General features: G+C 61.2%; 18 protein-coding genes. 14 read left to right on the top strand and 4 right to left on the bottom strand.

The genetic code is table 11. From position 1 onward, the window contains the following. The first annotated feature begins 72 nt into the window (after positions 1 to 72). From alg8 to BZ163_RS05910, 14 genes are all read left to right on the top strand, one after another. Positions 73 to 1,554 (top strand): mannuronan synthase, encoded by a 1,482-nt coding sequence (alg8, locus tag BZ163_RS05975; protein ID WP_371916788.1) that lies wholly within the window; start codon positions 73 to 75, stop codon positions 1,552 to 1,554. Positions 1,555 to 1,589: 35 nt separating this feature from the next. Next, on the top strand, positions 1,590 to 2,759 hold the full coding sequence (locus tag BZ163_RS05970; protein WP_128870164.1) for an alginate biosynthesis protein Alg44: 1,170 nt from the start codon (positions 1,590 to 1,592) through the stop codon (positions 2,757 to 2,759). Positions 2,760 to 2,854: 95 nt separating this feature from the next. Continuing rightward, positions 2,855 to 4,282 (top strand): alginate biosynthesis TPR repeat lipoprotein AlgK, encoded by a 1,428-nt coding sequence (algK, locus tag BZ163_RS05965; protein WP_128870163.1) that lies wholly within the window; start codon positions 2,855 to 2,857, stop codon positions 4,280 to 4,282. Continuing rightward, entirely contained in the window at positions 4,279 to 5,766 is a 1,488-nt protein-coding gene (locus BZ163_RS05960) for an alginate export family protein (RefSeq protein WP_128870162.1), read from the top strand. Before algK ends, BZ163_RS05960 begins: the two co-directional genes overlap by 4 nt. Positions 5,767 to 5,792: 26 nt before the next feature. After that, on the top strand, positions 5,793 to 7,379 hold the full coding sequence (gene algG / locus BZ163_RS05955) for a mannuronan 5-epimerase AlgG (protein WP_128870161.1): 1,587 nt from the start codon (positions 5,793 to 5,795) through the stop codon (positions 7,377 to 7,379). Between the two features lie 10 nt (positions 7,380 to 7,389). Beyond that, complete coding sequence (locus BZ163_RS05950) at positions 7,390 to 8,838, top strand: alginate O-acetyltransferase (RefSeq protein WP_128870160.1); 1,449 nt, start codon at positions 7,390 to 7,392, stop codon at positions 8,836 to 8,838. 11 nt (positions 8,839 to 8,849) lie between these two features. Beyond that, on the top strand, positions 8,850 to 9,980 hold the full coding sequence (locus tag BZ163_RS05945) for a mannuronate-specific alginate lyase (RefSeq protein WP_128870159.1): 1,131 nt from the start codon (positions 8,850 to 8,852) through the stop codon (positions 9,978 to 9,980). Positions 9,981 to 10,192: 212 nt separating this feature from the next. Next, positions 10,193 to 11,758 carry an MBOAT family protein gene (locus BZ163_RS05940; protein ID WP_128870158.1) on the top strand — a complete coding sequence of 522 codons (1,566 nt, stop codon included), beginning with the start codon at positions 10,193 to 10,195 and terminating at the stop codon, positions 11,756 to 11,758. Positions 11,759 to 11,769: 11 nt separating this feature from the next. Next, positions 11,770 to 12,945 (top strand): alginate O-acetyltransferase, encoded by a 1,176-nt coding sequence (locus BZ163_RS05935; protein ID WP_128870157.1) that lies wholly within the window; start codon positions 11,770 to 11,772, stop codon positions 12,943 to 12,945. Between the two features lie 14 nt (positions 12,946 to 12,959). Next, positions 12,960 to 13,613, top strand: a complete 654-nt coding sequence (locus BZ163_RS05930; RefSeq protein ID WP_128870156.1) for an alginate O-acetyltransferase AlgF — start codon at positions 12,960 to 12,962, stop codon at positions 13,611 to 13,613. Positions 13,614 to 13,830: 217 nt separating this feature from the next. Further along, complete coding sequence (locus BZ163_RS05925; RefSeq protein ID WP_128870155.1) at positions 13,831 to 15,282, top strand: mannose-1-phosphate guanylyltransferase/mannose-6-phosphate isomerase; 1,452 nt, start codon at positions 13,831 to 13,833, stop codon at positions 15,280 to 15,282. Positions 15,283 to 15,564: 282 nt separating this feature from the next. Next, on the top strand, positions 15,565 to 16,029 hold the full coding sequence (locus BZ163_RS05920) for a multidrug transporter (RefSeq protein WP_128870154.1): 465 nt from the start codon (positions 15,565 to 15,567) through the stop codon (positions 16,027 to 16,029). A gap of 78 nt (positions 16,030 to 16,107) precedes the next feature. Next, positions 16,108 to 16,932 (top strand): SDR family oxidoreductase, encoded by an 825-nt coding sequence (locus tag BZ163_RS05915; RefSeq protein WP_128870153.1) that lies wholly within the window; start codon positions 16,108 to 16,110, stop codon positions 16,930 to 16,932. Between the two features lie 124 nt (positions 16,933 to 17,056). Continuing rightward, positions 17,057 to 17,455 (top strand): DUF4440 domain-containing protein, encoded by a 399-nt coding sequence (locus BZ163_RS05910; protein ID WP_128870152.1) that lies wholly within the window; start codon positions 17,057 to 17,059, stop codon positions 17,453 to 17,455. Between the two features lie 42 nt (positions 17,456 to 17,497). Here the strand turns inward: BZ163_RS05910 and BZ163_RS05905 are convergent, their stop codons facing one another. The 4 genes from BZ163_RS05905 to BZ163_RS05890 all read right to left on the bottom strand — a co-directional run bounded on the left by BZ163_RS05905 (position 17,498) and on the right by BZ163_RS05890 (position 22,410). Continuing rightward, a complete protein-coding gene (locus BZ163_RS05905) occupies positions 17,498 to 18,346 on the bottom strand; it encodes an HlyD family secretion protein (RefSeq protein WP_128870151.1) in 849 nt (282 codons plus the stop codon). Between the two features lie 25 nt (positions 18,347 to 18,371). Next, positions 18,372 to 18,572, bottom strand: coding sequence for a DUF1656 domain-containing protein (locus BZ163_RS05900; RefSeq protein WP_128870150.1), 201 nt, complete (start codon positions 18,570 to 18,572; stop codon positions 18,372 to 18,374). Continuing rightward, positions 18,562 to 20,751 carry an FUSC family protein gene (locus BZ163_RS05895; protein ID WP_128870149.1) on the bottom strand — a complete coding sequence of 730 codons (2,190 nt, stop codon included), beginning with the start codon at positions 20,749 to 20,751 and terminating at the stop codon, positions 18,562 to 18,564. Before BZ163_RS05895 ends, BZ163_RS05900 begins: the two co-directional genes overlap by 11 nt. Positions 20,752 to 20,898: 147 nt before the next feature. Further along, entirely contained in the window at positions 20,899 to 22,410 is a 1,512-nt protein-coding gene (locus BZ163_RS05890) for an efflux transporter outer membrane subunit (protein ID WP_128870148.1), read from the bottom strand. Between the last annotated feature and the right edge of the window lie 78 nt (positions 22,411 to 22,488).

Here is a 22,488-nt window from a genome sequence, read left to right as displayed (position 1 = left end):
CGGCATTTACGCCTGCCTTAACCCCATCGGGCCACCCCACAGGCTCGCCCGAGATCGAGACGGATGCAGATTATGCACAGGCTAAAGCACGGCCTACTTCAGGCCGCCGGTTGGCTGTTTTACCTAAGTTTATTGATGGGCATCGCCATGGCGTTGCCTGCGTCCACGTTCGACTCCGAGTCGAGGGACTTTATCTTCCTGATCGGTATCGTCGGTATCTGGCGCTACTCGATGGGTGCCACGCACTTTCTGCGCGGCATGCTGTTTCTGTACGTGGTCTACCCGCACCTGCGGCGCAAAGTGCGCAAGCTGGGTAAAGCGGCAGACCCGTCCCATGTGTTCCTGATGGTCACCAGTTTTCGAATCGACGCACTGACCACCGCCCAGGTCTACGCCTCGGTGATTCGCGAAGCGATCGACTGCGGCCTGCCGACCACCATGGTCTGCTCCATCGTGGAAATGTCCGATGAGAAGCTGGTGAAAAGCCTGTGGTCGCGGATGAACCCACCGGACCGCGTCAAGCTCGACTTCGTGCGCATTCCCGGCACCGGCAAGCGCGACGGCCTGGCCTACGGTTTCCGCGCCATCTCCCGCCACTTGCCGGACGACCGCGCCGTGGTTGCAGTGATCGATGGCGACACCGTGCTGGCCGAAGGCGTCGTGCTCAAGACCGTGCCGTGGTTCCAGCTGTTCGGCAATGTCGGCGGCCTGACCACCAACGAGTTCTGCGAAGTGCGCGGCGGCTACATCATGAGCGAATGGCACAAACTGCGCTTCGCCCAGCGCCACATCAACATGTGCTCGATGGCCTTGTCCAAGCGCGTACTGACCATGACCGGCCGGATGTCGGTATTCCGCGCCTCCGTGGTCACCAACCCGGACTTCATCGCCGACGTCGAAAGCGATTCGCTGCAACACTGGCGCCTGGGTCGCTTCAAGTTCCTCACCGGTGATGACAAGTCGAGCTGGTTCAGCTTGATGCGCCTGGGCTACGACACGTTCTACGTGCCGGATGCCGCGATCCACACCGTGGAACACCCGCCGGAAAAAAGCTTTATCAAGGCCAGCCGCAAACTGATGTTCCGCTGGTACGGCAACAACCTGCGCCAAAACTCCCGCGCCCTGGGCCTGGGGATGAAACGCCTCGGCCTGTTCACGTCGGTGGTGCTGTTCGACCAGCGTGTGTCGATGTGGACGTCGCTGCTTGGCCTGACGGTCGCGCTCATCGCCACCGTCAAGTACGGCGCCGCGTTCATCCTGGTTTACCTGCTGTGGATCGGCATTACCCGCCTGATCCTGACCGTGCTGCTGTCGTTGTCCGGTCACACGATCGGCCCGGCCTACCCGGCGATTCTCTATTACAACCAGATCGTCGGCGCACTGGTGAAGATCTACGTGTTCTTCCGCCTCGACCGACAGTCCTGGAGTCGCCAGCCCACTTCCCTGACCCGTGATCTCGCCAGCTTTCAAGGTTGGTTCAACACTTGGTCGTCTCGGACCATGACCTTCTCCGCCGGCAGCATTTTTGTTGCCGTGCTGCTGATGATGGTCTGACCGAACTCGCCTGAATTAACTAGGAAATCGTCTATATGAATACCGCCGTCAACGCCAACGTAGTGCATGAATCAGAAGCCCAGCGCCAACACGCCCGAGTGAAAATCCCGGCCAAGCTGCGTTTCTTCGGTCCTGACCGGACTCCGGTTGAAGCCCGGGTCATCGACCTCTCCGCTGGCGGCCTGGCCTTCAACGCCGGTCAGTTGCCACTCAAGGTCGGCGAGGTTTACAAGGCTCGCCTGCAATTCGTCATCGATAACCTCGGCCTGGCCATGGACGTGGAGCTGCAAGTGCGCTCCTTCGATCGCGAGACCGGCCGCGTCGGTTGCCAGTTCCAGAACCTGGAGCAGCAGGACATTTCCACCCTGCGCCACCTGATCACCTCGCACCTGGCCGGCGACATCGTCAGCGTCGGTGAGATGCTGGCGACCCTGCAGCGCGACAACTTCACCAAGGCGCGCAAGGTCAAGGATGGCGGCCACGGCATGACCCCGTTCGGCCGTCTGCGCGCAGTGACCTTCAGCCTGGCGATTTTCCTCGTCGGCCTGACGGCCTTCGGTTTCATCTTCAAGTCGGTGTACGGCATGTACTTCGTCAGCCACGCCCAGGCTGGCCTGGTCAGCGTGCCGGCGATGAACATCACCATGCCGCGCGACGGCACCGTGCAGAGCCTGGTCAAAGACGACGGCGTTGCTGCAAAAGGCGCCCCGCTGGCGACCTTCAGCACCAGCATGCTCGACGTGCTCAAGGGCCATCTGGACGACAACCAACTGCAACCGGCCAAGGTTGAAGAGCTGTTCGGCAAGCAGATGACCGGCACCCTGACCTCGCCATGCGATTGCACCGTGGCGCAGCAACTGGTTGCCGACGGCCAGTACGCCAGCAAGGGTGACGTGATCTTCCAACTGGTGCCGCGGAACAGCGAAGCCAACGTCGAAGCGCGCTTCTCCTATCGCCAGTTCGGCGACGTGTTGCCAGGCAGCACTGTCAGCTTCCAGATCGCCGGCGAAGACAAAGTTCGCAGCGGCAAGATCGTCAGCAGCACCAGCCTGAACAGCGCCGACCTGTCGTCCGACATCCGCGTCCAGATCAAGCCTGACGAGCCGTTGAACAGTGCTTTCGCCGGTCGCCCGGTCGAAGTGAACAGCACCCGTGGTCCGAACCTGAACTGGCTGATCGACAAAGCCATGGCCGCCGGTCTTTAAGTCGAGGACATGCCTGTGATGACTCCAAACCTCAGAACACCGCAACCCCTGTGGGAGCGGGCTTGCTCGCGAATGCGGTTTAACATTCAGAATCAATGCTGGCTGACACACCGCTTCGCGTCACGAGCAGCCGCTCCCACACTGGTTATGCGTTGTGCGCAATCGCGTTGGCAGTCAGCCTCAGCGGTTGCGCCGGCCTGCCCGACCAGCGTCTGGCCAACGAAGCCCTCAAGCGCGGCGATACCGCGCTGGCGGCGCAGAACTACAAGCAACTGGCAGACCTGGGCTACAGCGAAGCCCAGGTCGGCCTGGCTGATATCCAGGTCGACAGCCATGACCCGGCGCAGATGAAACAGGCCGAGGCGACTTACCGCGCCGCGGCCAGCGTCTCGCCGCGGGCCCAGGCGCGCCTGGGTCGTCTGTTGGTGGCCAAGCCCGGTGCCACCGAAGCCGAACAGCAGGAAGCCGAAGGCCTGTTGAAAAAAGCGTCCGCCGCCGGGGAACGCAATACCCTGATCCCGTTGGCGATGCTGTACCTGCAATTCCCCCACAGTTTCCCCAACGTCAACGCACAGCAGCAGATCAGCCAGTGGCGCGCCGAAGGCAAGCCGGAAGCGGGCCTGGCCCAGGTGCTGCTGTATCGCACCCAGGGCACTTACGACCAGCATCTGGACGAAGTGGAAAGCATCTGCAAGGCCGCGTTGGCCACCACCGACATCTGCTACGTCGAACTGGCCACGGTCTATCAGAAAAAAGCCGCGCCCGAGCAACAGGCCGAGCTGATCAAGCAGATGCAAGCCGCCCAGGCGCGCGGTGCAGTGTCCGCTCAGCGCGTGGACAGCGTCGCTCGCGTACTGGGTGATGCAACCCTGGGCGCGACCGACGAGAAAACCGCGCAGTCGCTGCTCGAAGGCATCGCACCCGGCTATCCCGCTTCCTGGGTCAGCCTGGCGCAATTGCTCTACGACTTCCCGGAACTCGGCGACGTCGACACCCTGATGAAGTACCTGGACAACGGCCGTGCCGCCGACCAGCCCCGCGCCGAACTGTTGCTGGGCAAGCTCTACTACGAAGGCAAGATAGTCCCGGCCGACGCCAAGGTCGCCGAAGAGCACTTCAAGAAAGCCGTCGGCCGTGAAGTGGCCGCCGACTACTACCTCGGCCAGATCTACCGCCGTGGCTACCTGGGCAAGGTTTACTCGCAAAAAGCGCTGGACCACCTGCTGACCGCTGCGCGCAACGGCCAGAACAGCGCGGACTTCGCCATCGCCCAATTGTTCTCCCAAGGCAAGGGCACCAAGCCCGACCCGCTTAACGCCTACGTCTTCAGCCAATTGGCCAAGGCCCAGAACACCCCGCAAGCCACCGAGCTTGCGCAAACACTCGAAGCCCAGCTGCCGCCTGCCCAGCTTGCCGAGGCCCAACGCCTGTTGAAACAAGAACAGGCCGTTCGTGGTGCCTTGAGCCAGAACACGCTGGAACTGCATGCCCTGGAAGAAGAAGAAGGCGAGGAATCCCTATGAAGTTGAATCCATTCGTTAAGGCCGGTATCGGCCTGTCATTCGCCCTGTTGTGGTCGTGCCCGACCCTGGCGGCCCTGACCGAAAGCAAGAACTACGGCCTTGACGTAAAAATCACCGCCCAGTCCGAAGACGATACCGACCTGGGTACGGCGAGCGGCGGCGACGTCAATGGCGTCGGCCTTGACCTGCGTCCATGGATCTATGGCGAAAGCGGCGCGTGGAGCGGCTACGCCATGGGTCAGGCCGTGACGTCCACCGACATCATCGAGACCGACACCCTGCAGCAGTCCGACAGCGACGGCACCCTGGCCACCGAAAACGGTGATCGCAAGAGCAAGAAGAACTACCTGGCGATGCGTGAGTTCTGGGTCGGCTACAGCGGTCTGACGCCCTACCCCGGCGAGATCCTCAAGCTCGGTCGCCAGCGCCTGCGCAATGACGACGGGCAATGGCGCGACACCAACATCGAAGCCCTGAACTGGACCTTCGACACCACCCTGTTGCGCGCCAACGCCGGTGTCGCCGAACGCTTCAGCGAATACCGCACCGACCTCACCGAACTCGCGCCCAAGGACAAGGATCGCCTGCACGCCTACGCCGATGCGGCGTATCAGTGGAACCCGGGCAACTGGGTCGGCATTCGCGGGCATCACACCCACGATGACGGCAAGCTGGACTACGCGCAGCCGGGTGTGGCCGCCGATTCCCTGGACAAGAAAGAGAACGGCGACATCAGCTGGATCGGCCTCACCGCCGACAGCGATGCCTATAACTGGCGCAACACCAACACTGTCAATTACTGGGGCAGCATCACCGGCATGAGCGGCGACCGCGACCGGGTCAACCCGCTGAACGCCGACGGCACAGCGCCCGCACAAGCCAAGAACAGTGGCGATGTCGATGGCTGGGCGACTGACCTGGGCGTGCGCCTGCGCCTCGATCCGCAATGGCAAGTCGGTGCAGCCTATGCCCGTGCCAGCGCCGATTACGAACAGAATGGCCTGCAAAGCAACCGCTCGAACTACACCGGTACCCGCTCGCGGGTTCACCGTTACGGCGAGGCTTTCCGTGGCGAGATGAACAACATGCAGAGCGCCACCCTGTTCGGTTCGTGGATGCTCAACGACGAATACGACGCCAGCGTGATCTACCACAAGTTCTGGCGCGTCGACGGCAACAAGCCGGTCGGCAGCAACGGCATCAACGCCGTGCAGAACGACACCGATGACGTGACCGGCGCCGTGCTCTCCAGCACCTCGCTGCCGCTGGAAGATGGCAACAAAGACCTCGGCCAGGAAATGGACGTGGTCGTCACCAAGTACTTCAAGCAGGGCCTGCTGCCCGCAGCCTTGAGTCAATCGATCGATGAGCCTTCGGCCCTGGTGCGTTTGCGTGGCGGTGTGTTCAAGCCGGGCGATGCCTACGGCAAAGGCGTCGACTCGTACATGCACCGTGCATTCATCGACGTGATCTGGCGCTTCTGATGCGAACAGCGAAGGGAGTTCCTCACATGAACAGTCCGAAGAGAGGCTCGATCACCTTGCTGGCGGGCGCGATGCTGCTGGCAAGCTCGGCGGCCTTCGCCAGCGTGGCACCGGCAACCCCTCAAACAGGGAAGCCGGCCACCGTGGCCAAGGAACTGCAACAGGCCAAGACCTATACCGTCAGCAGCGCACCCACCGCGCCCCTGGAGTTGGAAAAGCCGAAACTGCCGGACACCTCCGGCTACACCGCTGAAGCCATCGCCGCGAAAATCGTGCGCACCAAGCCCGGCAAAGTCAGCGTGCGCCGGATGATGCAGGAAGACGCCCTGAAGGACTTCATCGGCGGTGACAACAAGATGGCCGAATGGGTGGTGCGTCAGCATGGCATCCCGCAGGCGATCTTCATCGACGACGGCTACATGAACCTCAAGGACCTGGTCAAGAAGGTGCCCAAGCAGTACTTCAGCGAAACCTCGCCGGGCGTGTTCCTGGCGAAGTTGCCGATCGTGGTCGGGCACAAGGGCATCCTGGAAATCGACAAGCAGACCCAGGAATTGCGCCTGTCCCAGGAGGCCGGTTCGTTCCTGGTCAACGACGGCCAGCTGTTTGTGCGCGACACCAAAATCACCGGCTGGCGCGAGAAGGAAAACGGCCCGGCAACCTTTAAGTCGGCCAAGGAATTCCGTCCATTCCTGCTGTCCTGGGGCGGTACCGAGACCTATATCGCCAACAGCAAGATCGCCAGTTTCGGCTATGCCAACAGTAAGTCCTACGGCGTGAGTATTTCCCAGTACACGCCGAACATGGCCAAGGTGCTCAAGCGCCCGGAACCGACTGGCTGGATCGTCGGCTCCGAGTTCTCGGACATGTGGTACGGCTTCTACTGCTACGAAGCCGAAGACTTCGTGGTCAAGGGCAACACCTACAAAGACAACATCGTCTACGGCATCGACCCCCATGACCGTTCCCACGGTCTGATCATTGCCGACAACACGGTGTTCGGGACCAAGAAGAAGCACGGGATCATCATTTCCCGTGAGGTCAACGACAGCTTCATCTTCAACAACCGCAGCTACGACAACAAGCTCTCGGGCCTGGTGATCGACCGTAACAGCGTGAACAACGTGGTCGCCTACAACGAGATCTACAAGAACCACACCGACGGCATCACCCTCTACGAGAGTGGCAACAACCTGCTGTGGGGCAACAAGGTGATCAGCAACCGCCGCCACGGCATCCGGATTCGTAACAGCGTGAACATCCGCCTGTACGAAAACCTGGCCATGGCCAACGGCCTGACCGGTGTCTACGGCCACATCAAGGACCTGACCGACACCGACCGGGACATCGACCTCGATCCGTTCGACGCCCAGGTGTCCCTGATCATCGTCGGTGGCGAACTGGCCGGCAACGGCAGCGGACCGCTGTCCATCGACTCGCCGCTGAGCGTCGAGTTGTATCGCGTGTCCATGCTCGCGCCGACCAAATCCAGCGGCATCAGCTTCAACGGGATTCTTGGCGAGCGCCAGGATGAAATTCTCGACCTGCTGGTGCGCCAGCAGAAAGCCGTGCTGATCGACCCTGTCGAACGCCAGACCGAAATGCAGGACTGAGGATAATTTTATGCGCCCACACTTGATCAAATTACTCAGCCTGTCGGCCCTGGCCGCCGGCATTCTCGCGGCCAGCGGCGGCGTTCGCGCGGACGAAGCCAAGGCGCCCTCTTTCAGCGCCGAGCCGTGCTGCAACCTGTGCCCCGAAGCCCACGACGCCAAGAACTACACCACGCGCTACCAGCAGAACTTCACCACGCTGGTACAGGCCCAGGGTGACTGGCTGTTCCGGACCCAGGAAGACTTGCGCACCGAATTCGATACCACCCCCGCCGGCTACAAACGCATGAAAGAGCTGCACGATGCGTTCAAGAGCAAAGGCGTGGAGCTCGTTGTTGTCTATCAACCCACTCGTGGCCTGGTGAACCGCAACAAGCTGAACCCGGAAGAAAAAGCCCAATTCGATTTCGACAAGGCGCTGAAGAACTACAAGACCATGCTCGGCCGTTTCGCGCAGATGGGTTACGTCGTTCCAGACCTGTCGCCACTGACCAACGAATCGCTGCCCGACACCCTGCCCGCCCACGACTTCTACTTCCGCGGCGACCAGCACTGGACCCCGTATGGCGCCCAGCGCACGGCGAAGATCGTGGCCGAGAAGGTCAAGCAGATTCCGGGCTTCGCCGACATTCCCAAGCGTGAATTCGAGACCCATAAGTCGGGTCGCATGGGCAAGACCGGAACATTACACAATATGGCCGGTCAACTCTGTGGCACCAGCTACGCGATCCAGTACATGGATCAATTCACCACCGAGCCTAAAGGCGAAGCCGGCGATGGCGATCTGTTCAGTGATGCCGGCAATCCGGAGATCACCCTGGTCGGCACCAGCCACAGTGGCAAGAACTATAACTTCGCCGGTTTCCTCCAGGAGGCCATCGGCGCCGACATCCTCAACGTGGCGTTCCCCGGCGGTGGCCTGGAAGGTTCGATGCTGCAGTACCTGGGCAGCGAAGAGTTCCAGACCAAGCCGCCGAAGATCCTGATCTGGGAATTCTCGCCGCTCTACCGCCTCGATCAGGAAACCACCTACCGCCAGATGATGGCGCTGCTGGACAACGGTTGCGAAGGAAAGGATGCACAGATGACCGGCAGCACCACGTTGAAACCGGGCAAGAACGAATTGATGGTCAACAGCAAGAACCTGAACCTGCAGAACAGCAGCCACCAGGTTGATATCCGCTTCGCCGATCCGTCGGTGAAAACCCTGCAAGCCACCCTCTGGTACATGAACGGTCGCCACGAGGACATCAAGATCGAAAAACCGGAAACCTCCGACACCGACGGGCGTTTCGCCTTTGAGTTGCGCACGGACGAAGACTGGGGCTCGCAGAATCTGCTGGCCGTCGAAGTCCAGGGCCCTGAAGCAGGTGCCGCGCCGCAGAAAGTCGAAGCGAAGATATGCAAACGTAACGTGTTCCCTGGCACTGGGCAGCGTACCGCTCAAGCCGGGCAATGAGGCAACCTCTTATGACATGCATGCAAACTCGAACTTTGAAAAGATTGATCGCACCGTCCCTGTTGACCCTGGCCATGTTTGCCGGGGCGACTCAGGCCGCCGCGCCCCTGCGTCCACCCCAGGGTTATTTCGCGCCGATTGAAAAAGTCAAAACCGGTGACAAGAGCGAAGGCTGTGATGCCATGCCGACGCCCTACACCGGCTCGCTGCAATTTCGCAGCAAGTACGAAGGCTCCGACAAGGCCCGTTCGACCCTGAACGAGGCCTCGGAAAAAGCGTTCCGCGACACCACTGCCGACATCACCAAGATCGAGCGCGCCACCAGCAAGCACGTGATGCAGTACATGCGTGACGGTCGCCCGGAACAGCTGGAATGCACCCTGAACTGGTTGACCGCCTGGGCCAAGGCCGATGCCTTGATGTCCAAGGATTTCAACCACACCGGCAAATCCATGCGCAAATGGGCGCTGGGCAGCATGGCATCGTCCTACGTCCGCCTGAAGTTCTCCGACTCTCATCCGTTGGCGAACCATCAGCAGGAATCGCAACTGATCGAAGCCTGGTTCAGCAAGATGGCTGATCAAGTGGTCAGCGATTGGGACAACCTGCCGCTGGAAAAAACCAACAACCACTCGTACTGGTCCGCCTGGTCGGTGATGGCAACCTCCATCGCCACCAACCGCCGCGACCTGTTCGACTGGTCGGTGAAGGAATTCAAGGTCGGCGCCAATCAAATCGACGCCGAGGGTTTCCTGCCCAACGAGCTCAAGCGCAAGCAACGTGCGCTCGCCTATCACAACTATGCCCTGCCGCCGCTGGCGATGATCGCCAGCTTCGCCCAGGTCAACGGTGTGGATCTGCGTCAGGAAAACAACGGCGCGTTGAAACGTTTGGGTGACCGCGTGCTCGCCGGCGTTGAAGACCAGGACGAGTTCGAAGAGAAGAGCGGCAAGGAACAGGACATGACCGACCTCAAGGTCGACTCGAAATTCGCCTGGCTTGAACCATTCTGCTCGCTCTACACCTGCTCGCCGGATGTGCTGGAGAAGAAGCACGAGATGCAACCGTTCAAGACTTTCCGCCTCGGGGGTGACCTGACCAAGGTCTACGACCCGGCTTACGAGAAAGGCAAAGGCTCTTAGGACAAACGCAAAACCCCTGTAGGAGCTGGCTTGCCAGCGAAAGCGTCTGCACATCCGATAAAGATGTCGACTGACACACCGCTTTCGCGAGCAAGCCCGCTCCCACAGGGTCAGTGCAAGATTTGAGTTGAGTGATATTCCCCCGTTTTTTGGGTGGGGGGTTTGGGGGGGCCGTTGGCCTCTGACTGTTGGTTAAACACGGAGAGATCGGGATGGTATTTTCGTCCAATGTATTCCTGTTTTTGTTCTTGCCGATCTTTCTCGGCCTGTACTACCTGAGCGGAATACGTTATCGCAACCTGCTGCTGCTGCTCGCCAGCTATATGTTCTACGCCTGGTGGCGTGTGGACTTCCTGGCGCTGTTCGCCGCCGTCACGCTGTGGAACTACTGGATCGGCCTCAAAGTCGGTGCGGCAGGCGTCAGGACCAAACCGGCGCAGCGCTGGTTGCTCCTGGGCGTGGGCGTCGACCTGTGCATTCTCGGCTACTTCAAGTACGCCAACTTCGGCGTCGACAGCATCAACGCGATGATGACCTCGGTCGGCCTGTCGCCGTTCATCCTGACCCACGTGCTGTTGCCGATCGGGATCTCGTTCTACATCTTCGAGTCCATCAGCTACATCATCGACGTCTACCGTGGTGACACCCCGGCGACCCGCAACCTGATCGACTTTGCGGCGTTCGTCGCGATCTTCCCGCACCTGATCGCCGGCCCGGTATTGCGTTTTCGCGACCTGGCCGATCAGTTCAACAACCGCACCCACACCCTCGACAAGTTCTCCGAGGGCTGCACGCGGTTCATGCAGGGTTTCATCAAGAAGGTCTTCATCGCCGACACCCTGGCGGTGGTGGCGGATCATTGCTTCGCCTTGCAGAACCCGACCACGGGCGATGCCTGGCTCGGGGCCCTGGCCTACACCGCGCAGCTGTATTTCGACTTCTCCGGTTACAGCGACATGGCCATCGGCCTGGGCTTGATGATGGGTTTCCGCTTCATGGAAAACTTCAAGCAGCCGTACATCAGCCAGTCGATCACCGAGTTCTGGCGGCGCTGGCACATCAGCCTGTCCACCTGGCTGCGTGACTACCTGTACATCACCCTCGGCGGTAACCGCAAGGGCACGCTGATGACCTATCGCAACCTGTTCCTGACCATGCTGCTCGGTGGCCTGTGGCACGGTGCGAACATCACCTACATCATCTGGGGTGCGTGGCACGGCATGTGGCTGGCGATCGAAAAGGCCCTGGGCCTGAACACTTCGCCACGCAGCATCAACCCGATCCGCTGGGCGCTGACCTTCCTGCTGGTGGTGATGGGCTGGGTGATCTTCCGCTCGGAAAACCTGCACGTCGCCGGCCGTATGTACGGCGCAATGTTCAGCTTCGGCGAATGGTCGCTGTCGGAACTCAACCAGGCCAGCCTGACCGGCCTGCAAGTGGCGACTCTGGTGGTGGCGTACGCAACCCTGGCGTTCTTCGGCATCCGCGATTTCTACAGCAACCTGCCACCGGAGAAAACCAAGCCTGCGGCGAACGTCGAGGCCAATGGCCCGGCCACTGCACAGCCAGGAATGATCAAGGCCGTACCGGGCGACGACCCGGCCAGCATCCATGAACCGGGCTACACCGTCGGCGTTGAAGCGACCGTGCAACCGGCCTACTGGACCGCCAACTGGTCGCGTTATGTGATGCGCGCCCTGGTACTGCTGCTGTTCATTGCCTCGATCCTGAAACTCTCGGCGCAAAGCTTCTCGCCGTTCCTTTACTTCCAGTTCTGAGGGATCTGACCATGACCCGCTCATTACGCATCTTCTACATCGCCCTGTTCATGCTGACCCTGACGGCATTGGGCCTGTGGTCTACGCGCAGCTTCCTCGGCTTCAGTACCAATGCCGATACGACGGTGCTCAACGGCCGCTGGTCCAAGGCCGTGGAAACGCACTACGACGAAGAGTTCCCGATCAAGCGCCTGGGCACCAACCTCTGGGCCGCGCTGGATTTCAAGCTGTTCAACGAAGGTCGTCCGGGCGTCGTGCTCGGTCGCGACCAGTGGTTGTACAGCGATGAGGAATTCAATCCGATCGTCAACGAAGAGCTGAACCTGCAAGGCAACTACGCGCTGGTCGAAGGCGTGCGCCAGACCCTGAAAGAGAAAGGCGTGAAACTGGTGATGGCGATCGTGCCGGCCAAGACTCGCCTGTACCCGGAACACCTGGGTGACGTGAAACCTTCGAGCATCCACGCCAATCTCTATCAGGACTTCCACGCCCAGGTCGCGGCCAACAAGGTGATTGCCCCCGACCTGCTCGGCCCGATGCTCAAGGGCAAGCTGGACGGTCAGCAAGTGTTCTTGCGCACCGACACCCACTGGACTCCGGAAGGCGCGCAAATCGCTGCCCAGACCCTGGCCAAGACCATTGCCGACAAGACGCCGCTGAGCGGTGAGCCGCAAAACTTCGTGACCGAAGCTGCGGAAAAGGTCACGCACAAGGGCGACTTGCGTCTGTTCCTGCCGCTGGATCCGCTGTTCGAAAACCTGATGCCGGCCACCGAGCCGTTGCAGAAGCGCAACACCGTGGTTGCTGATGGCCAGGCTGGCGGTGATGACGCGCTGTTTGCCAACACCGAAGTACCGGTAGCCCTGATCGGCACCAGCTACAGCGCCAACCCTAACTGGAACTTCGTCGGTGCGCTCAAAGAAGCGCTGCACAGCGACGTGGTCAATTACGCCGAAGACGGCCACGGCCCGATTCTGCCGATGCTCAGCTATCTGCAAAGCGATGCTTTCAAGAACAGCCCGCCACAGGTGCTGATCTGGGAGTTTCCTGAACGTTATCTGCCTGTGAACAACGAAATCGGTGACGCCGACCCGCAGTGGGTCGCAGAGCTCAAAGAAGCTGGCGTTCGCCAACAAAACGTAGCCGCAAACACTAAATCCGAGACGCCCGACCGGGCGCAAAACTGAAAGAGAGGTACACCATGACTTTCACTACTACTCCTCGCCGTCTCGCTAAGACTTTGGCTCTTGTTGCTGGCATGAGCGTGTTGTCCATGCAAGCCTTCGCCGGCGACGCCGCGCTCTACGGCCCAACCGCTCCAAAAGGCTCGAGCTTCGTGCGGGTCTACAACGCCGGTAACGCTGAAGTCAGCGCCACGGTTGGCACCACCAACCTGGCCGAAGTCGCGCCGCTGTCCAGCACCGACTTCAGCTTCATGCCCGGCGGCGACTACAGCGCCAAGGTCGGCAGCCAGTCCCTGCCGGTGAAACTGGCCGGTGATCACTATTACACCCTGGTCAACAACGCCAGCGGCGCGCCGCAACTGATCGAAGAGCCGCCGTTCAAGAACAAGCAGAAATCCCTGGTTCGCGTACAGAACCTGAGCGACAAGGCCCTGACCCTGAAAACCGCCGACGGCAAGACCGAAGTGGTGCCGAACGTGGCCGCCAAGGGCCGTGGCGAGCGTGAAATCAACCCGGTCAAAGTCAGCCTGGCGCTATACGATGGCGACAAGAAAGTCGGCGACGTGAAACCGGTTGCCCTGGAACGCGGTGAAGCCGCCGTGCTGTACGTCACCGGCAACGGCAGCAGCCTGTCGCCAGTCTGGGTAAAACGCCCGGTTTCGACGCGCTAAAACATTTGCCTGATTGCCGGGATTTCACCCACAGGACCGCTGAGTAAACGCGGTCCCCTGTAGGAGCTGGCTTGCCAGCGAAGGCGCCCTCAAGGACGCCATCGCCAGCAAGCCGGCTCCTACACAGGGCGAAGGCAATCCGGACACGAAACAAGAAAAAGAGTGAAACGACAGAACGCAGTAGCTCTGACCCATACGATTTTCAAGGAGTAACAAAATGATTCCGGTGATCTTGTCAGGTGGTAGCGGCTCACGTCTTTGGCCGCTTTCGCGCAAGCAGTTCCCCAAGCAATTCCTCGCCCTGACCGGCGAACACACGCTGTTCCAGCAAACCCTGGAACGCCTGGTGTTCGAAGGCATGGACACCCCGATCGTGGTCTGCAACAAGGACCATCGCTTTATCGTCAACGAGCAGCTGCTGGCCCGTAACCTGGACACCCAGCGCATCCTGATGGAGCCTTTCGGTCGCAACACTGCGCCGGCGGTGGCCCTGACCGCGATGATGCTGGTCAATGAAGGTCGCGATGAATTGATGCTGGTCCTGCCGGCCGACCACGTGCTCGAAGACCAGAAAGCCCTGCAACGCGCCCTGGCCCTGGCCACCGTCGCCGCCGAAAACGGCGAAATGGTGCTGTTCGGCGTACCGGCCACCAAACCGGAAACCGGCTACGGCTACATCAAGTCGACCAACGACTCGCTGCTGCCCGAAGGCGTCAGCCGTGTGTCGCAGTTCGTCGAAAAACCGGACGTGAAACGCGCCACCGAGTTCGTCCAGTCCGGCGGTTACTTCTGGAACAGCGGCATGTTCCTGTTCCGCGCCAGCCGCTTCCTCGAAGAGCTGAAAAAACACGATCCGGACATCTACGACACCTGCGTCCTGACCCTGGAACGCAGCGAACAGGATGCCGACACCGTTGACATCGATTCTGCGACCTTCGCCTGCTGCCCGGACAACTCCATCGACTATTCGGTCATGGAAAAAACCCAGCGCGCCTGTGTCGTGCCACTGACTGCGGGCTGGAGCGATGTCGGCTGCTGGTCGTCGCTGTGGGAAGTGAACAAGAAAGATGCCAACGGCAACGTCACCAAAGGCGACGTGGTCATCCAGGACAGCAAGAACTGCATGATCCACGGCAATGGCAAGCTGGTGTCGGTGATCGGCCTGGAAAACATCGTGGTCGTCGAAACCAAGGACGCCATGATGATCGCCCACAAGGACTCGGTCCAGGGCGTGAAACAGATGGTCAACACCCTCAACGCGCAGGGCCGCAGCGAAACCCAGACCCACTGCGAAGTCTATCGTCCGTGGGGTTCGTACGACTCGGTGGACATGGGCGGCCGCTTCCAGGTCAAGCGCATCTCGGTCAAGCCGGGCGCGTGCCTGTCGCTGCAAATGCACCACCACCGCGCCGAACACTGGATCGTGGTCAGCGGCACCGCTGAAGTGACCTGCGACGAAAACGTGTTCCTGCTGACTGAAAACCAGTCGACCTACATCCCGATCGCTTCGGTCCACCGCTTGCGCAACCCGGGCAAGATTTCACTCGAGATCATCGAAGTGCAATCGGGCAGCTACCTGGGCGAAGACGATATCGAGCGGTTTGAAGATATCTACGGTCGTTCCAACCCGATCGAACGCGGCGTGTCGGTGAAAACCATCGCGCAGTAACGCTCGGTAATACAAAAGCCCCCATGCTATTCACTGCGTCCGCAGTGGGTTGGATGGGGGCTTTTTTTGCCTGGATTTTTGTTGCCCCGGCTGGCCCCTTCGCGAGCAAGCCCGCTCACACAGGGGATGGGTGTTGCCACATGATTTATGATCGACGCAAATCCCTGTGGGAGCGAGCTTGCTCGCGAAGAGGCCCGTGAATCCACCGCCGAAATCAAGCCCATCGCCAATCCCCCTTGCGCTTAGGTAGGATGACCCTCTCTTCTCCCGAGGTTTCGCGTCATGTTCATCGGCGTCCTGCTGGTCATCACCTGGCTGATCCTGTTGCTGCGTTACCCGGCCAAGGCCCTGCCCGTCTCCGTGGCGGCCGCCATAGGGTTGGGCGTGGTAGCCACCTGGGTGATCTGGATGGACAACCGCGAGGTCAAGCAACTGGCGCGCCTGGAGCTGCGCATCTCCTATGCGCCTGAACAATGCCCGGCGGACCGTCCGCTGAAGTTGACCATGAACAATGGCAACGACGTGCCGCTGACCGAGTTGCGCTGGCGTGTCGCGGCGTACGCACCGGGCGATACGGTGAACCTGGCCGACAATCAATACGCCGCGCCCCGCTATCGCGGCCCGGGCGAACTGCAGCCGGGTGCGAACTGGGACGACTGTTTACCGATGCCGCCGTTGCGCCCCGGTTATCGCCCGCAAACCCTGGAGTTTCGCGCCGAGCGCTTGCAGGGTAGTTTCTCTGACTGACCGCGTTATCGTTCATCGCGGGCAAGTCGTATCGCCCGCTCCTGCCATCACACCTTTTTATTGCACAAGGACCGCGCCATGCCCGTTGCGCTGATTACCGGATGTTCCAGCGGCATTGGCCGCGCCCTGGCCGATGCCTTTAAAAAGGCCGGTTACGACGTCTGGGCCAGCGCCCGCAGAACTGAAGACGTAGCGACGCTGGCGGCTGCCGGGTTCACCGCCGTGCAACTGGACGTCAACGATGGCGTGGCACTCGAACAGTTGAGCAAGCGAATCGACCAGCAACCGGGCGGTCTCGATGTACTCATCAACAACGCCGGTTATGGCGCGATGGGCCCACTGCTCGACGGTGGTGTGCCGGCCATGCAGCGCCAGTTCGAAACCAATGTGTTCGCCATCGTTGGCGTGACCCGGGCGCTGTTCCCGGCGTTGCGCCGGGCCAAAGGATTAGTCGTGAACATTGGCAGTGTGTCCGGGGTTCTGGTGACGCCATTCGCCGGTGCTTACTGTGCGTCGAAAGCCGCCGTGCACGCCTTGAGCGATGCCCTGCGCATGGAACTGGCGCCCTTCGGTATTCGCGTCATGGAAGTTCAGCCGGGGGCGATCGCCTCCAGTTTCGCCAGGAATGCCGGGCATGAGGCCGAGCAGTTGATCAGCGAACAATCGCCGTGGTGGCCGCTGCGTGAAGGCATTCGGGCGCGGGCCAAGGCGTCCCAGGACAACCCGACCCCGACCGGTGAATTTGCCGCCGGTTTGCTGAAAGCTGTGCAGCAAAGCAAACCGCCACGGTTGATCCGCCTGGGCAATGGCAGCCGGGCGTTGCCGTTGCTGGCGGGATTGTTACCCAAGGGATTGCTGGAGTCGGGGTTGATGAAGCGGTTCGGGTTGCGTGGGCAGCTCTAGGACCGGATCGACCCCATCGCGGGCAAGCCCGCCCCCACAGGGAAATGCATTTCAACTGTGAGCGCGAGACCGGCTTGCCGGCGCAGGCGTCTAAACTAACTCTGCAAAAATCTCAGGAAACAACATGACCGACTACAGCGAATACTTCGACGAAGTGATCCAGGCCCACATTGCCATCGAACAGTGGCTGGCCGAGCAACGGGATGCGTCCGAACTCCAACACCTGCTGACCCGTTTTTCCCCGCAGTTTTCCATGGTCTCGCCATTGGGCCGGGTGCTGGATTTCGACGGGTTGAACGAGTTGTTCCTGCTGGCGGGTGGCAGGAAACTCGGGTTCCGCATCGAGCTCAGCGAGTTGCGCGGCATCGCCCTGCACGACACTGGCGCCACCGTGAGTTACCGCGAGCAACAGACCGATGCGACCGGCCTGCACTCGGATCGACGCTCGACCGTGGTGTTCGAGAAACAGGCTGGCGGCAAGGTGGTGTGGCGGCATTTGCAGGAGACGTTTTGCCAGGCGTGAACCTTTGTCTTACTTCTGATAGACCGAGTCGCGGCCTTACGGTCAGTTAACAACCACCGTACAAGTAATCCCCGCCGCCAACAGTACCCCCTCCGGCACTTCATCGATGTGAATCCGCACCGGCACCCGTTGCGCCAGGCGCACCCAGTTAAAAGTCGGGTTCACATCGGCGATCAGTTCACGGCTCTCGGGGTTATCACGGTCATAGATACCGCGGGAAATACTCTCCACGTGCCCCTTGAGCACTTCGCCACTCATCAATTGCATGTCGGCCTTGTCGCCAACCCGCACATGGGGCAGTTTGGTTTCTTCGAAGAAGCCGTAGACCCAGAACGAGTTCATGTCGACCACGGCCATTTTCGCTTCGCCGATGCGCGCATAGTCGCCGCGATGCACGTTGAGGTTGGTCACGTAGCCATCCACCGCTGACCGTACTTCGGTGCGTTTGAGGTTCAGTTCGGCCGCTTCCAGCTGGGCCTGGGCATGCTGGTAATCGGCCAGGGCCGAGTCGGCGATGTTGCTGGCGTCGTCGCGGTTTTCCCTGGAGATCACCAGGTTGTCCATGTCGGCGCGGCGATGGGCGTTGACCTTGCGCATCTCCCATGTCGACTTGCGCGAGGCGACCAACGACTGCGCCTGCTTGACTGCAATACGATAGTGCTCGGGGTCGATGCGCATCAGCAGATCGCCCTTCTTCACCAGTTGGTTATCGCGCACCGGTACGTCCACCACTTCCCCGGTGACGTCGGCGGCGACGTTGATGATATCGGCGCGCACCCGGCCATCGCGGGTCCACGGCGTGTTCATGTAATGCACCCACAGGGTCCGTCCGATCCATAGCGCGAGGGCCAGTACCAGCAGGGTGGCGAGCAGGCTGAAAAGCTTTTTCATCAGGGCCTTCTTCAGTGATAGAGAGTCAGTGATAGACAGTCAGCGCCAGGGCGCCGAACAGACAGGTAAACAAACTCAGGCGCAGCAACGCCGGGTGCCAGAAGAAGCGGTACAGATCGTACCCGGACATAAATCGGTCAAGTGCCCAGGCCAGCGCCGCGGCGATGAAAAACATCAGCGTCATGGTCGGCATGTACACGCCGTGGAAGGCGATTTCACGGGGCATGTTCAAGTCCTTGAGGCTGCGTAGCGTAGGCCGCGAGTGGTGATTGCGGATCGAGCAGAGAGGTGCGGATGAAGTGCAGGTAGCTCTTCACCCGGCGCAATGCCGAGGTATCGAAGTGCGGGGCGAAGGGTTCATCGGTGGCTTGCACGCGACTGATGGCGTGATCCACGGCGATCAGCCCGCGCTGCAGATTGCTCTGGCTCGGCTGCAGAAACAGTCGCACCAGCGAGCGGCCCATCACCCGGATCGCCTGGCGCCACGGCTGCGATTCGGCGTAGGCCGGATGCACCGGCAGGATCGCCTGTTCCTTGCGTAACTCGATGATCGCGTGGCCGACTTCCAGCACCACGAACATCCAGCGCAGCAGGTCCCGCTGCACCTGCGGCTGGCCCGCGGCGAGACCGTAGGCCTGGTGCAGCAAATCCCGCGTGCGGCTTTCGAAACTCGATGCCAGGCCCTTGAGTTTGCCGCTGATGGCGTAGACCACCTGACCACGCAAGTCCTGCTCCAGCCGCCGCCATAACCAGCGGCTGTTGGGCGGCAGGATGATCGCCCCGGCCGCCGCGCACACCAGCATGCCGAGCACCATGGCGATGTAGTCGTTGATGAAGGCGTAGGGGTTGTAGACGGTGAGGTTGTCCGGCACCGAACCGGTGCTGAAGAAAATCAGCAAGCCAAGGCCGACCCCGGCGTATTGCGGGCGTGAGCTGAGGAACGAGCCGAGCACGATCACCGGCGCGAGCATCACGCAGAGCAATGGAAAGCCATCGATCCACGGGAAGATGAAAAACATCTCGACGAAGCCGATCAAGGCGCCCAACAGAGTGCCGCAGGCCATCTGAAACGCCATGCGTTTCGGGTTCGGCGTGGCGGCTGAAAGGCCCACGGTGGCCGCGGCAATCAGGGTCATGGTCGCCCCGCTCGGCCATGCCGTGGCGACCCAATAGCTGCCCAGCGCCAGCAGAATGAACGCGGCACGAATCCCCGAGGCGGCTGATGCCAGCCAGTTGGTCTGCGGGGTGAACGGCTCGTCCCAGCGTTCCCGCTCGTGGCTGTGATCGGCCAGGGAGGCATGGGTCTGTGCATAACTGTGCAAGTCGTCGACGAAGCGATAGAGCAATTCGTAGGCGGTGTGGAAATCCAGCTGTTCGGCGTCGCTCGGATCGCTCTCTTCAAACGTCGCCCGCAGGTGGCGGACTGTCGCCGGCAAGTTGGCCTTATAAAGCGTCAATGCAGCTGTCAGCCGTGCGGCGTCGGGACTGGTCAGGGCGCGGCCGCTGAAACCGTCGAGCAATTCGGCAAGGTCCTGCAGCCCCGGCTTGATCGCCGCGACAACGTGATCGGTGCCATGGCTGCGCAAGCGTTCGAGCAATTGGTGCAAGGCGTTGAACCGCGTGGTGATGCCCATGAACTCGCTGTTCAGGCGACTGAGCCGACCGTTGCGCCGGCGCATGTGCGGGTCTTCGAACACCGTGACGCTGCGCAAGCCTTCCAGCCCCACGGCTTCAGCGATAAAGCGCACGTTGCTCGCTTCGAACGCATCGCGTTTGCTGCGGCCGCGCAACCCATCGGTGACGAACAACGCGAACACGCCGAAGCGCTGATACAGGGCGTTGCGCATCGCGGCGCTGGCGGTTTGCGGCAGGATCGCGGCGCTGACCACCGTGGCGCAAAGAATCCCCAAAGAGATTTCCAGCACCCGCCACACCGCGGCCATGAATGCGCCGTCCGGGTGAGCCAATGCAGGCAAGCCGACCATGGCGGCGGTGTACCCGGCGAGCACAAAACCATAGGCGCGAAAGTTGCGATATCGCGCCGCGCCAGCCGAACAAATGCCCACCCAGATCGCCAGCGAGCCGAGGAACAGTTCGGTGTTCTGCGCGAACAAGGCAATCAGCGCAACCATCACCGCCGAGCCGGTCAATGTGCCGAGGAAGCGATAGAAACTCTTGGCGAACACCTGGCCGCTTTGCGGCTGCATGACGATGAACACGGTGATCATCGCCGTGCGCGGTTGCGGCAATTCCAGGCGCATCGCCAGCCACAAGGTCAGGAACGCGGCGAACAGCACTTTGAAAATGTAGACCCAGGTCACGCCGTCACTGCGTGCCCAGTCGAAAAAACCCCGGCGCCATTCCAGGGAATACAGCCAGCGCAAAGGTGCGGGCAAGGGAGTCATCAGATCCTGCTCAATTGTCGAAGGTGGTGCGGCGAAAACTGATCCCCTGTAGGAGCTGGCTTGCCAGCGAAGGCGGTGTGTCAGTTAATACATGTGTCGCCTGACACACCGCTTTCGCTGGCAAGCCAGCTCCTACAGGATCGGTGTTCAATTCGAGAGGCTCGTGAGAATGGCCGGGGTTTTCGGTGCCTGGGTCTGGCTGTCTGTCGGCACATCGTTGCCCGCGCCAAGTCCACCGCCGAGCGCCGTCACCAGTTCGGCATGAGCGCTCAGCCGCGCGGCCTGCACCTGTTGCTGCACTTGCTGCTGCTTGAACAACAGGGTCTGGGCATTGAGCACGTTGAGGTAGTCGGTGAGGCCGCGCTGGTAGGCGATCATCGCGATGTCGTAGGTTTTCTGCGCGGTGGCGACGGACTCGGCGGCGAAGTGTTGCTGCTTGTCCATGGACTCGCGGCGGATCAACTGGTCGGAGATGTTTTTCAGCGCGTTGACCAGCGTCTGGTTGTACCTGGCCACGGCGATGTCATAACCGGCGGAGGCTTCGCCCAGTTCGGCACGCAAGCGACCGCCGTCGAAGATCGGCAAGGAGATCGCCGGGCCGACGTTGTAGTTGAGCTTCTTGCCAGTCAAAAACTCCAGCGCACCGCCGCCGGTGGCCATGTAGCCGAGGCTGCCGACCAGATCGACGTTGGGATAGAAGCCCGCGTGAGCGACATCGATTCCCCGCGCCAGCGCCGCCACTTGCCAGCGGCTGGCGACCACGTCCGGGCGTTGACCGAGCAGTTGCGCCGGCAGCGACGACGGCAATTTCAGCGCCGTGCCCAACGACAACGTCGGCCGTTGCAACTGCGCGCCCTCCCCCGGCCCCTTGCCGGCCAGCGCGGCGAGCTGGTTGCGACTCAGCGCGATCTCCTCGTCCAGCGCATCGATCTGGCGATGGGTTTCCGGCAAGGGCGTCTCGGCCTGGCTGACTTCGAAATGCGTGCCGATTCCGCCGTCGAGGCGCTTTTGCGCCAGGTCGAGAATTTGCTGTTGCTGCTTCAGGGTCGCGGCGACGATGTCCCGTTGCGCGTAGTGCAGCGAGAGCTCGATGTAGGCGCGCACCACGTTGTTCTGCAATTCGAGCTGGGCCAGGCGCGCTTCGGCGACGCTCATGTGGGCCAGGTCCACGGCGCGTTCGGTGCTGTTGCTTTCGAGGCCCCAGAGGTCGAGGGCGTAGCTGAAGCCCAGCGCCGCATTGTTGTCCCAGGTGGTGGTGTTGGCCAGATCGCCAGGGCCGTAGAACGGGTCGGTGGGCCAGTTGTGGCGCTTGAGCGTGGACTCGGCATTGATCTGCAGTGACTCGGCGGATTGCGCGATGCCCGCCATGGATCTGGCCTGACGGACCCGGGCGGCGGCCATGGCGATGGTCGGGCTGCCTTGCACGGCGAGGTCGATCCAGCGGTTCAGTTGCGGGTCGCCATACGCCTGCCACCATTGAGCGGCGGGCCAGTGAGCGTCCTGCGCAGCGCTCTGGATGGCTTCGTCGGTGGCCAGTGAATCGGCCTCCAGTGCCTTGCCCTGTGGGGCAATGCCTGCGGTTCCGATGCAGCCGCTGATTGCCAGGGTTAAAACCAAAACACTGAGCGTCTTTAGCGCTCTGTTGATGCGACGCGGCACTGCTGAAAATTCCTTAAGGAAGGGGGCTGTAGGAGCCGGCTTGCTGGCGATGGCGTCACCGCCGTGTCTCTGCAAGAC

The organism is Pseudomonas sp. VI4.1 (assembly GCF_002029345.1).
GTDB lineage: Bacteria > Pseudomonadota > Gammaproteobacteria > Pseudomonadales > Pseudomonadaceae > Aquipseudomonas.
This window is presented reverse-complemented; position numbering and strand designations above follow the sequence as displayed.